Origin of the sequence: Sphingopyxis indica, from assembly GCF_032879645.1 — a bacterium.
Taxonomy (GTDB): Bacteria; Pseudomonadota; Alphaproteobacteria; order Sphingomonadales; family Sphingomonadaceae; genus Sphingopyxis; species Sphingopyxis indica.
Genome location: NZ_CP076394.1, coordinates 121,688 through 132,664, shown reverse-complemented (window position 1 = coordinate 132,664; position 10,977 = coordinate 121,688). Strand labels below are relative to the sequence as shown.

The following is a 10,977-nucleotide window of genomic DNA, read 5'->3' as shown; positions in this document are numbered from 1 at the left end:
CGACCGTTACTGACTGTTCCTAAAGCTATACGCAGGCGGCACGCCTGCCCCTCAATAAAAATGCCGGACGATGAGGAGATGCCGCCTGAACGAGCGGTCGAACCCTCAACCCTCGGCGCTCGCAGATGTTCCCGCGAGCAATTCCCGGAGCCTGGTCCGCGCTCGATAGAGGCGCGTTTCGACTGTTTTCTCGCTGACCCGCAAAATGACCGCTGTTTCGGCCTGGCTGACCTCGTCGACACCGCGGAGGAGCAACACTTCGCGCAAATTCTGCGGCAGCTGATCGATCGCCCCGCGAACCCTGGCGAGCTCTCGCCTGTCGGTCGCCGCGGAATCGGGCCCAGGACCATCGCTTGCTACGTGATGCGCATTTTCGAGCGGGAGCGCGCGGGAGAAAAAGGCGCGCACCTTTCGCCGTCGTGCCCAGTCGCGACATTTGTTGAGCGCGATACGGGCGATCCATGTGCGGAAGGGGCGTTCGCCATCATAGCGATCGAGCGCCGAAAAGCCGGAGACGAACGTCTCCTGCGTCAAATCCATCGCCTCGTCGGCATCGCCGATCTGCTTTACGATGAGCCGGTAGACGCCCGTTTTGTAACGGCGCAGCAACTCGCGATAGGCGTCTTCGCGGTGCGCGCGCGCAAAGGCCGCCAGATCCTGGTCGCTACATTGCGATAGGTCGGCGCTCACCGCGCATCGGCGGTCAGCGCCTTGACCACGCTTTTGTCGAACATTTCCGCTTGATCGGGGTTGAGAACCCCGCGCATCGCGAAGAGATGCTGGAGCGTTTCCTTCTGCAATGTCCCCATCACCTCATGCGTCTCGTCGATCGCCTCGGTGACGCGCGGTCCATAGCCATGCTCGGCTTCGATCGCCTGCGCGAGCCGGACATTGGCGGCGCGCATCTCGAGTTCGAGCGCCTGGCGGCGACCGGCGAAGTCGGCTTCGATCCGCTCGAGTTTCTTTTCCTGCTCCGGGGTCAGGTCGAGTTGGCCGTGGAGAAGCGCATGAAGTTCGGTTTCGCTGGCTTTGGGCGCATCGGCTACCAGACGGCCGATGAACACGCCGGCAATCGCCGCGGCGAAGGCAATGAGCCCCAAGAGAAGAAGACGGCGCGACGGCATCGCTACTGTACATCCAGCAAGGTGGAAGGCACCAATGCGCTAGGCGGGCCGAATGGGGTCAGGGGGCTTGCCGCGACCGCCGGCTGGGAAATCGCACTCCCCGCAAAGACACCGCCGCCGAGCGAGACAAAGGCCGCGAGCGCCATCAGGCGGCGCATCGCTACCGCTTCGCGCCGGCGGATCGCCAATGCGCCCATGATGCGATCATCGAGCGCATCGAGCGCTGCGGGCAGATCGATCCTGTTCAAAATGCGAAGCTCCTTATCCATCGATCGTCTCTTCAAACCTTTCCATCATTGTACATACGCGCCGAAGCGCCTCACCCCTCACACCAGAATATTATTCCGGAATATTTGAGGGCCATGCCGATATCCTGCGTATTAGCAGGACAGACACGCATTTGGAGGTGTTCATGTTCAAGTCTCTTCTCCCCTCTGCAGCGGCGGCTTTCGCTCTGCTTCTCATGCCGGCCACGGCAAGCGCGCACACCAAGCTCGTCAGCTCGACGCCCGCCGCCAATTCGACCGTTTCGAAGGTCACGTCGGTCAATCTTCAGTTCAACGAAAAGATCGTCGCCTCGACCCTCAAGACCGAGCTGGTCATGACCGGCATGCCCGGCATGGCCAATCATGCCCCGATGAAGGTGCCTTACTCGTCGATGATGGGCAAAGAGGGCAAGTCGGCGATGCTGATGCTCAAGCGGCCGCTGACAGCCGGAACCTACAAGGTCACATGGTCGGCGGCGGGCGCTGATACCCACCGCATGGGCAGCGAATTCAGCTTCACCGTAAAGTAAAAGACGGTGGGGGACCCCGTTCTGATCGGCATCAGGTTCGCACTTTATGCGGACCTGATGCTCATCGCCGGCCTTGCTGCGTTCCCGCTTTTTGCGCTGACACGGAGCGAACGCCTTGCGCCGCAGTCGATGATGGCCTCGATCTGGCGCGCAGAGCGATGGCTCTGCGCCGCCGGACTGCTTCTCTCCATCTTGGGGATGGGCGTGCTCGCGGCTTCGATGCAGGGTGTGGGGCTCCTCTCCCTGGAACTCCAGCCTTTTTGGGACCTTGTTCGCGAGACCGAGGTCGGCACAGCCTGGGTCTACCGGAGCGCAGCGCTGCTGCTCGCGCTGGGAGTCGCGATCTGGATGGTCCGCTGGCCGACAACTTCGGCCGCCGTACTCGCGGCCGCGGGCTCGGTGGCCGTCGCGAGTCTGGTCTGGTCCGGCCACGCCGGCGCGACCGAAGGCGCCGCAGGCACCGTGCACCGGATCAGCGACATCTTGCACCTGATTGCAGCGGCGGTCTGGATCGGCGCGATCGGCGCCTTCCTGATCCTGATCTCACCACGTCGTGTCCGCGAATGGCCGGGCGGACTCCAAATTGCGGCGCGGAGCCTCGATCAATTCTCGCGCGTCGGTACGATCTGCGTCCTCGTCATCGCCGCCACCGGCCTCGTCAACAGCCAGATGATCGTCGGCGCCGAGAATCTCGGCCGTTCCCTCGGCTCGCCCTATGGACAATTGCTTCTCGCCAAGCTTGCGCTGTTCGGACTGATGCTGGCGCTCGCGGCGGCGAACCGCTGGCGGCTGACCCCGGCGCTCGCGGCCGCCGTCCCGGGGACCGATACCGACAATGTCGACGCCGACCCCGACCTCGCGATTGCAGCCATGCGCAGAAGCCTCATCATCGAAGCGTCGGCCGCGCTCGCCATACTCGCGCTGGTTGCCTGGTTCGGTACGCTCGAACCCTTCGTCACCGCCGATCCGGTTTGACCCCAAGCACCGCCTCTTGGTCGGGTTCGATCATGCTCGGGACCGGCTGGGCGCTCATTGACGCGCGCATCGGGAGCAGCCGTCCCCATAACCATGTGGCGCACCAGATCAGCCTCGCCATCGAACGCGACCTCGAAATTTCCGGTGATGCCGACCTGATAGTTCCCGCCGGACACGCCATTGCGATAGCGTCGCATGTCCGGCACCGCCTCGGGCCGCCGGGCGCCCTCGTGCGGTCATTTTATCTCGACCCGCTTTTTCGTGCCGGCACCCGGCTGTCCGCCGGATCGGCGCCTGTCCTGTTGACGCCGATAGAGACAGCCGGACTAGGTGACATCGCAAGCGGCGCGGACGCGAAGCGCTGGGCGTCCGACTATCTCGACCGCTCGCAGGCGCGTCCGGTGGATGCCCGCCTGTCCGAAGTGCTCGCGGCCCCTGACGATTTGTCGACCGCGCGCGCCTTGGCCGACGTCGCCTGCCTTTCGCCCTCGCGCCTCCGCGAAATCGTCAGCCGCGACTTCGGCGTGCCTCCGGCCAAATTGCTGCAATGGCTCCAGCTTCAACGCGCCGTGCGGACGCTGGTCGGCGGCGGAGGTCTTGCCGACGCCGCGGCGGCGGGAGGCTTCGCCGATCAGTCGCACTTCACGCGCCGCTGCGCTCAATGGCTAGGCGTGACGCCTTCGGCCGGCCTTAGTGCCTTCGCGTTCGAAATCGTGCCCTGAGCCGGATGCGCCTCGCACCGCGTCGCCCCGGCGAAACATTCAAGACTGCCGCGCCTGTTTGCCCTTAAGCGTCTCGTCGAGACCGGCGATTGCGGCCGCAATCCGGCGGCAAGCCAAAGCGTCGAAAGGAGACGGCCATGCCCGACCCGAAACCCGTAGCAAGATCCTACACGCCAGCGGCAGGATATCACTTCCTGACGCCCTTTTATGATTTCGGCGTCGCGGTGACAACGCGCGAGCGCGTGTGGCGCGACCGTCTCGTTCGCCATATGGCGCTCGGCGAGGGTGACGTCATTCTCGATATCGGCTCGGGTACGGGAAATCTTGCGCTGGCGATCGCTCGCCATAGCCGGGACGTCCGCTATCTTGGTTTCGACCCCGACGAGGCAGCGACGCGAATTGCCCGAACGAAGACCGCGCAGATTGTTCCACCGCCGGAGTTTCGAGTTGGCTTTTTCGCGGCTTCGGCGATCGATGACTGGCCCCCGCCTGCCAAGATTGCGATCTGCCTCGTCCTTCATCAGGTCGGGCTTGAGGAAAAGGCACGTCTGCTACGCGAGGCCCGGCAGGTGCTCGCGCCGGGCGGCAAACTCTATGTCGCCGACTATGGAGAACAGCGCAGCCGCCTCATGCGGTTGCTGTTCCGCCTGACGATCCAGCAGCTCGACGGCGTCCAGGACACCCAACCCAACGCCGATGGATTGCTCCCGGTTCTGATGAGAGAGGCAGGCTTTTGCGATGTTCGCGAACTTGAGACGTTCCGCACGCCAACCGGTGCGATCGCGATCATCGAGGCCCGAAAGCCCGGGACCTGACGGCACAGGGCAAAGAAAATCCAAGGGACAATCGCCTTTCTTGCGTATCGATAGAAGCGGCTCCATTCTGGAACCACCAGGAACGACGCCAGCGGCGAACTCGACCGGTGGCGTTTGGACCGCTCCGCCGCGAGGCGGGCATCCGACACATACGGGAGCGGCGGCGATGCACGATCATCAGGGCGCAGAAAAAGGCAGCGGAAGCACGACCGATCCGGTCTGCGGCATGACGGTCGATCCGGCCACCACGCCGCACAAGGCGACGCACGGCGGCAACCATCATCATTTTTGCAGCGCGGGCTGCCTCGCCAAATTCGAGGCCGATCCCGATCTTTATGCCGCAAAAAGCGAGCCAGCCGCAGCCGATGCACCCGAAGGCGCCATCTGGACCTGCCCGATGCATCCCGAGATCCAGCGCCCCGGCCCTGGAAGCTGCCCGATCTGCGGCATGGCACTCGAGCCCGTCATGCCGACAGCATCGGGCGGCCCCAGCGAAGAATATCGCGATATGCGGCGGCGCTTCTGGACCGGGCTCCTTCTCGCCCTCCCGGTGGTTGCGCTCGAAATGGGCGGCCATCTGACGGGCCTCCACCAATATGTCGGCCGCCAGACGAACAACTGGATCCAGATGCTGCTCGCGACCCCCGTCGTTCTATGGGCGGGCTGGCCCTTCTTCGAGCGCGCCTGGCTCTCGATCCGCAACAAGAGCCTCAACATGTTCACCCTCATTGCGATGGGGACGGGCGTTGCCTGGGGCTACAGCATGATCGCGGCGATTCTCCCGCAAATCTTCCCGGCGGCTTTCCGCGCCGCCGATGGCTCGGTCGCGGTCTATTTCGAGGCGGCGGCGGTCATCACGGTGCTGGTGCTACTCGGGCAGGTGCTCGAACTCAGGGCCCGCGAAACGACGAGCGGCGCGATCCGCGCGCTCCTTGACCTCACACCGAAGCTCGCCCGGCGCGTCCGCAGCGATGGAAGCGACGAGGAGGTCGCGCTCGAGGACGTCGCGGTCGGTGACATGCTACGCATCCGTCCGGGCGAAAAAGTCCCCGTCGATGGCATCGTCGTAGAAGGCCGCGGCACGGTCGACGAATCGATGGTCACGGGCGAATCGATGCCGGTGACCAAGGCGGCCGGGGCGGCGCTGATCGGCGGAACGATCAACCAAACGGGCGGCCTGCTCATGCGCAGCGAGAAGGTCGGGCGCGACACGATGCTCGCGCGGATCGTACAGATGGTCGCCGACGCGCAGCGCAGCCGGGCGCCGATCCAGCGTCTCGCCGATACCGTTTCGGGCTGGTTCGTGCCCGGCGTCATCGTCGTCGCCATTGTCGCTTTCGTTGTCTGGTCGCTTCTGGGCCCCGCGCCCGCCATGGCCTATGGCCTTATCGCCGCCGTCTCGGTGCTCATCATCGCCTGTCCCTGCGCGCTCGGCCTCGCGACGCCAATGTCGATCATGGTCGGCGTGGGGCGCGGCGCCGAAGCCGGCGTGCTGATCAAAAATGCCGAGGCGCTTGAGCGGATGGAGAAGGTCGACACGCTCGTCGTCGACAAGACGGGGACGCTGACCGAAGGCAGACCCTCGGTCGTCGCCATCGAAGTCGCCGAAGGGTTCGAGGAAAACGACCTCCTCCGGATTGCCGCGAGCCTCGAGCGCAGCAGCGAACATCCATTGGCCGCCGCAATCGTCAAAGCGGCGGAAGACCGCGGCCTCGCGCTCGTCGAGCCATCGGGAGTCGACCAGCCGGTCGGCAAGGGCATCGTCGGGGTTGTCGACGACAAGGCGATCGTCCTCGGCAATTCGAACTTTCTCGAAGAATATGACGTCGATCTGGACGCACTCGCCGAGGCGGCTGACCGGCTTCGTACAGACGGTGCAACGGCGATCTACATCGCGGTCAACGGTAAGGCGGCCGGCGTTATCGCCATCGCCGACCCCGTCAAGGAAACGACGGGCGACGCGCTCGCTGCGCTGCGCGAAGCCGGAATCAAGGTCATCATGCTCACCGGCGACAATCGCGTCACCGCCGAGGCGATCGCGCGGCGCCTCGGCATCGACGACGTCGAGGCCGATGTCCTCCCCGACCAGAAGAGCGCGGTCGTGCAGCGGCTGCGCGAAGAGGGCCGGATCGTCGCCATGGCCGGCGACGGGGTCAACGACGCCCCCGCGCTCGCCGCCGCCGACGTCGGCATCGCGATGGGCTCGGGAACCGATGTCGCCATCGAAAGCGCGGGTGTGACGCTACTGCGCGGCGACCTTCTGGGCATCGTGCGGGCGCGGCATCTCAGCCATGCGACGATGGCGAACATCCGTCAGAATCTCTTCTTCGCTTTCGCCTATAATGTCGCCGGGATTCCCGTCGCTGCGGGCGTGCTCTATCCGATTTTCGGACTATTGCTCTCGCCGGTCATTGCCGCCGCTGCAATGGCACTCTCGTCCGTCAGCGTCATTGCCAATTCTTTGCGGCTGCGCTTTGCCAGAATCTGATCGAAACCACGGGAGGCACTCGTGAAGTGTCGGCACAACAAGGGGAAATGATATGAGACGACTGACGATTACAGCAATCGCATTGGCCATGCTGGTGGCCGTCCCGGCTCAGGCGACCGAGCCTGCGGATTTTCAGGGCGCGGCGGCAGCGCTCGCGCAGTATAAATCGGCGATGGAGAAACTGGACCTGACCGGCGTCGAGGCCCTCTTTTCGCCAGACGCCCAGATATTCGAATCCGGCGGCGTTGAAGGGAATTTCGCCCACTATCGCGACCATCACCTGGGTCCCGAACTCAAGGAATTCAAATCCTTCACCTTCCGCAATTACAAGATTTCGGTTCGCGGCGAAGGAAATATCGCGATCGCAACCGAGACCTACAGCTTCTCGATTGTGCTCGCGAGCGGCGAGACCATCGAACGGGATGGCGTCGCTACGAGTGTCCTCAAACAGGACAACGGAAAGTGGCAGATCTTCAATCTCCACAGCTCCTCACGCAAGCCGAAGGTGCGACCGGCGGGTGGCAGCTGAGCGGGCAAAAAAGGGGCTAGTCCTCACGATCTCTCCGAACCCACACCTAGCAGGACGCATGAGCCCGAGCGGGTGTGGGCACCCTGAAATGGCTCGTCGCGGCAAGTACGGAAACGCCTGCCTCGTCTGTGACAAGGGCAAAGCTGTTGGGGTGCGTATCATCTGTTGAACAGCCGCCGCATTGCGTTCGGCTGCAAAGCTCAAGGCCTGTTATGCGGGAGATAGATAATGGAGCGATTTCGAACTTTCGATTTCCGAAAGCATATGCCGAGCGTGACGTTCACGCTGCTGGCGGTGGCCCTGATAGCGGGCGCGGGTGCGATCACCGTCTATCTCGGCCTATATAATATAGCGGCCGATGCCCCCCATAACCGGCTGACTTACAGCGTCATCGAAACATTCAGGGAGAAGTCCATCGCAGCGCGATCCGGATCGATCGCGGTGCCGGCAGATTTGGCGGCTCCGGCGCGGATCGCGTCGGGCGCAGGTCTCTATACCGAGATGTGCAGCGGCTGCCATCTCGCGCCCGGGATGGAAAAGACCGAAATGAGTCAAGGGCTGTATCCGCAAGCGCCCGTCTTGTTCAAAGGTTCGGAACGTTCGGCTTCGGAGCAATTCTGGATCATCAAGCATGGCATCAAGATGACCGCCATGCCGGCCTGGGGGAAAACGCATGATGATCGTCTCATCTGGGATATGGTCGCGTTTGTCCGAAAACTCCCTGGCCTGTCGCCGGCACAATATCAGGCTATTACGCAGAATGCGCCAATGGACCATGACGCGATGATGAAGGGCATGACAGAGGCGGAAGGCGCGAGTCAGAAACCAAGCGGAGCGGGCGAACACGCAGGGCACTGAGGTCGTCGACAATTATGCAGCGCCGGGCGTGAACGGGCTCGTTTCGACCTTCCATTCCCGCCCACCTTGCCGGTGGGACGGAAGGTTTCGCCTTTCGCTAAGGGCCGAATCGAGCGAACTGTCTTGGCCGGCAAGCCGCAGGTGGAAAACAGCAATTCGGAATGGATCAAGCGGGGGCTATAAACATGAAGCGCGACCTTGTTCGCGAACTGATCGAGCGCTGGCGCGGCGATTCCGGCTCGACCTATCAAAGCTGGTTCCTGTGGGAGGAGCGACTGAAGAATTTTCGGTCGATCAGAAGAGGCATCTCGCAGGTCGTCGCCGAAATTGAGGCCGGCACCTTTGGAGCGGCATATCGGGGCTCGTCATTGGAGATCATTGTTCATTCAATCGCCGAGCAACGACAGATTTTCAAAGGTGCGGATCATGCTTTCTTGTGGAAGCCCAAACTCCGAATCCCGGACATCTACGAGAACGCCGACAATCAACGAGTGTCTGTCGTCAGAACATTTGGCACAATTCGCGGCGTAAATTAGCGGAGTGCGGGCCTCGTCTGGGGGTTGATGTTAAGCGGCGAGCATGCGGTGATGCAAGCGCCGATATTTTATGGTCTGTTGTTTGATCCTTTCACGCTGTTTCATGATGGCCGGCGCCCTACCGAAGTAGGCGTCGGCGGGCGTCACGTTGCCGAGGCTTTCATGGTATCGGCGGTGATTATAGTGCTCGACGAAGGCCTCGATCTGGGCCTCAAGGTCACCGGGCAGGAAGTAGTTTTCGAGCAGGATGCGGTTCTTGAGGGTCTGGTGCCAGCGCTCGATCTTGCCCTGGGTTTGCGGGTGCATCGGGGCACCGCGGACATGGGTCATCTTGTTGGCGTCGATATATTCGGCCAGCTCGCCCGCGATGTAGCTCGGGCCATTGTCGCTGAGCAGCCGGGGCTTGTGCAGCACCGTGGCGCTGTCGCAGCCGGAAGTCGCCAGGGCGAGGTCCAGGGTGTCGGTCACGTCTTCGGCGCGCATGTTGGTGCACAGCTTCCAGGCGATAACGTAGCGCGAGAAGTCGTCGAGTACGGTCGATAGGTACATCCAGCCCCACCCGATGATCTTGAAGTAGGTGAAGTCGGTCTGCCACATCTCGTTCGGGCGGGTGGTCTTGGTGTGGAACGCATCGGCGGCCTTGATCACGACATAGGCCGGGCTGGTGATCAGGTCATGGGCCTTGAGCAGGCGGTAAACCGTGGCTTCCGACACGAAGTAGCGCCTCTCGTCGGTGAACCGCACCGCCAGTTCGCGAGGGGATAGCTCGGTCGTCTCCAGCGCCATCTCGACGATCTGGTCCCGGATGTCGTCACCGATGCGATTCCACACCCGGCTCGGCGCCGATGGCCGATCCTCCAGCGCCTCCGGCCCTCCTTCGAGGTAGCGGTCGTACCACCGATAGAAGGTCCGGCGGGCAATGCCGAGTTGGTCCAGCGTGCGCTTGGCTGGCAGATGTGACTGCTCGACGATCCTGATGATCTCGAGTTTCTCAGATGCGGGATACCTCATTCGTCGTCGCCCCCATCCGCGATCATGCTTTTTTTGAGCAGACGGTTTTCCAGCGTCAGGTCGGCCACGCATTCCTTCAGGGCACGGGTTTCGCGGCGCAGGTCGTGCACCTCGCCGGTGGTCGCGGCACGGGCGGTGTCGCCCGCCAAGCGCCGCTTGCCCGCTTCCATGAACTCCTTCGACCAGGTGTAGTACAGGCTCTGGGCGATGCCTTCCTTGCGGCACAGCTCGGCGATGCTGTCCTCGCCGCGCAGGCCTTCCAGCACGATCCTGATTTTGTCCTCTGCAGAGAAGTGTCGGCGCGTCGCACGCCGTATGTCCTTCACCACCCGCTCAGCAGGGGCCTTCGGCGCCGATTTTTTCAAGGAGGATTTGGGCTTCATCTTCGTTCCTTCGTCACTACGACGAAGCCCAAATCCTCCTTAAATCACAACCTCAAATCTGTGCCATTGGTGCTGACGGCGGACAGTCGGCGATGCCCATAACGATCCGAGATGGCGCCGGGTCCTGTGGGTGGCCCTCGCTCTCAACGCCATTATGTTCGCTATCGAAATCGTGGCCGGGATAGCCGCAGATTCGCGCGCGCTGCAGGCCGATGCACTCGATTTTCTGGGCGATTCAGCCAATTACGCCATCAGCCTCGGAGTTGCCGGAATGGCAATTGTATGGCGCGCACGCGCGGCGCTCGCGAAAGCGGCGACCATGCTGGGATTTGGTCTTTGGGTCCTTGGCTCGGCACTTTGGGGGTTTTTTGTGGGTGCCTCACCAGATGCCGGCACGATGGGCATCGTCGGTTTCCTGGCGCTCGCAGTAAATCTCGCGGTCGCGGCGATGCTCTTTCGGTATCGAACCGGGGACGCGAATATGCGCTCGGTGTGGATCTGTTCGCGCAACGACGCGATCGGAAACGTCGCGGTGCTCGCGGCCGCGGTCGGTGTCTTCGGGACGGGGGCGGCATGGCCCGATCTTGCTGTTGCGGGAATCCTGGCAAGCCTGGCGATCTGGGGGAGTGCCGACGTGTTCGCCCAGGCGAGGCGCGAGCTCAGGACAGCATGAAAGGTCCGAAGTACAGCCGCCGGTTGCGTCCGACATGAGAAGTAGCCTATTCGCTATTGCGAGTTAG

12 protein-coding genes and 1 pseudogene are annotated in these 10,977 nt (G+C 62.9%); 9 read left to right on the top strand and 4 right to left on the bottom strand.

Annotation, left to right across the window (positions count from 1 at the left end; all coding sequences use genetic code 11):
* Positions 1-105: 105 nt before the first annotated feature.
* Genes KNJ79_RS00670 through KNJ79_RS00660 form a run of 3 tightly spaced genes read right to left on the bottom strand, consistent with a single transcriptional unit; the run spans position 106 to position 1,372 of the window.
* The gene (locus KNJ79_RS00670; RefSeq protein ID WP_003046398.1) at positions 106-690 is read right to left on the bottom strand and encodes an RNA polymerase sigma factor; all 585 of its coding nucleotides are present in this window, start codon (positions 688-690) and stop codon (positions 106-108) included.
* Positions 687-1,124, bottom strand: a complete 438-nt coding sequence (locus tag KNJ79_RS00665; RefSeq protein ID WP_003046401.1) for a periplasmic heavy metal sensor — start codon at positions 1,122-1,124, stop codon at positions 687-689. The genes KNJ79_RS00670 and KNJ79_RS00665 overlap by 4 nt, the downstream gene beginning before the upstream one ends.
* A gap of 2 nt (positions 1,125-1,126) precedes the next feature.
* Positions 1,127-1,372, bottom strand: a complete 246-nt coding sequence (locus KNJ79_RS00660; protein ID WP_137870392.1) for a hypothetical protein — start codon at positions 1,370-1,372, stop codon at positions 1,127-1,129.
* Between the two features lie 215 nt (positions 1,373-1,587).
* Between KNJ79_RS00660 and copC the strand changes: the two genes are divergently transcribed.
* The 8 genes and pseudogenes from copC to KNJ79_RS00620 form a co-directional block, all read left to right on the top strand.
* The gene (gene copC / locus KNJ79_RS00655) at positions 1,588-1,920 is read left to right on the top strand and encodes a copper homeostasis periplasmic binding protein CopC (RefSeq protein WP_231732871.1); all 333 of its coding nucleotides are present in this window, start codon (positions 1,588-1,590) and stop codon (positions 1,918-1,920) included.
* 6 nt (positions 1,921-1,926) lie between these two features.
* On the top strand, positions 1,927-2,895 hold the full coding sequence (copD, locus tag KNJ79_RS00650) for a copper homeostasis membrane protein CopD (RefSeq protein WP_003046408.1): 969 nt from the start codon (positions 1,927-1,929) through the stop codon (positions 2,893-2,895).
* Between the two features lie 32 nt (positions 2,896-2,927).
* Positions 2,928-3,617, top strand: a complete 690-nt coding sequence (locus KNJ79_RS00645) for a helix-turn-helix domain-containing protein (protein ID WP_003046411.1) — start codon at positions 2,928-2,930, stop codon at positions 3,615-3,617.
* A gap of 137 nt (positions 3,618-3,754) precedes the next feature.
* Positions 3,755-4,432: a class I SAM-dependent methyltransferase gene (locus KNJ79_RS00640; protein WP_317152392.1), complete on the top strand. Its 678-nt coding sequence runs from the start codon at positions 3,755-3,757 to the stop codon at positions 4,430-4,432.
* 166 nt (positions 4,433-4,598) lie between these two features.
* The gene (locus KNJ79_RS00635) at positions 4,599-6,920 is read left to right on the top strand and encodes a heavy metal translocating P-type ATPase (protein WP_317152391.1); all 2,322 of its coding nucleotides are present in this window, start codon (positions 4,599-4,601) and stop codon (positions 6,918-6,920) included.
* A 52-nt stretch (positions 6,921-6,972) separates the two neighbouring features.
* Positions 6,973-7,449 (top strand): YybH family protein, encoded by a 477-nt coding sequence (locus KNJ79_RS00630; protein WP_037553291.1) that lies wholly within the window; start codon positions 6,973-6,975, stop codon positions 7,447-7,449.
* A gap of 264 nt (positions 7,450-7,713) precedes the next feature.
* Positions 7,714-8,307: a c-type cytochrome gene (locus KNJ79_RS00625; protein ID WP_317152390.1), complete on the top strand. Its 594-nt coding sequence runs from the start codon at positions 7,714-7,716 to the stop codon at positions 8,305-8,307.
* Positions 8,308-8,492: 185 nt separating this feature from the next.
* A pseudogene (locus tag KNJ79_RS00620) lies at positions 8,493-8,798 on the top strand (type II restriction endonuclease); the annotation flags it as partial.
* A gap of 75 nt (positions 8,799-8,873) precedes the next feature.
* Here the strand turns inward: KNJ79_RS00620 and KNJ79_RS00615 are convergent.
* Positions 8,874-10,237, bottom strand: a protein-coding gene (locus tag KNJ79_RS00615) for an IS3 family transposase (protein ID WP_317152389.1) whose coding sequence is annotated in 2 segments (ribosomal slippage) — positions 8,874-9,887 and positions 9,890-10,237 — 1,362 coding nt in all. Because the reading frame shifts where the segments join, the coding sequence is not laid out codon by codon here.
* 154 nt (positions 10,238-10,391) lie between these two features.
* On the opposite strand from KNJ79_RS00615, the gene KNJ79_RS00610 reads away from it, so the two are divergent.
* A complete protein-coding gene (locus KNJ79_RS00610) occupies positions 10,392-10,910 on the top strand; it encodes a cation transporter (protein WP_317152388.1) in 519 nt (172 codons plus the stop codon).
* Positions 10,911-10,977 lie beyond the last annotated feature (67 nt).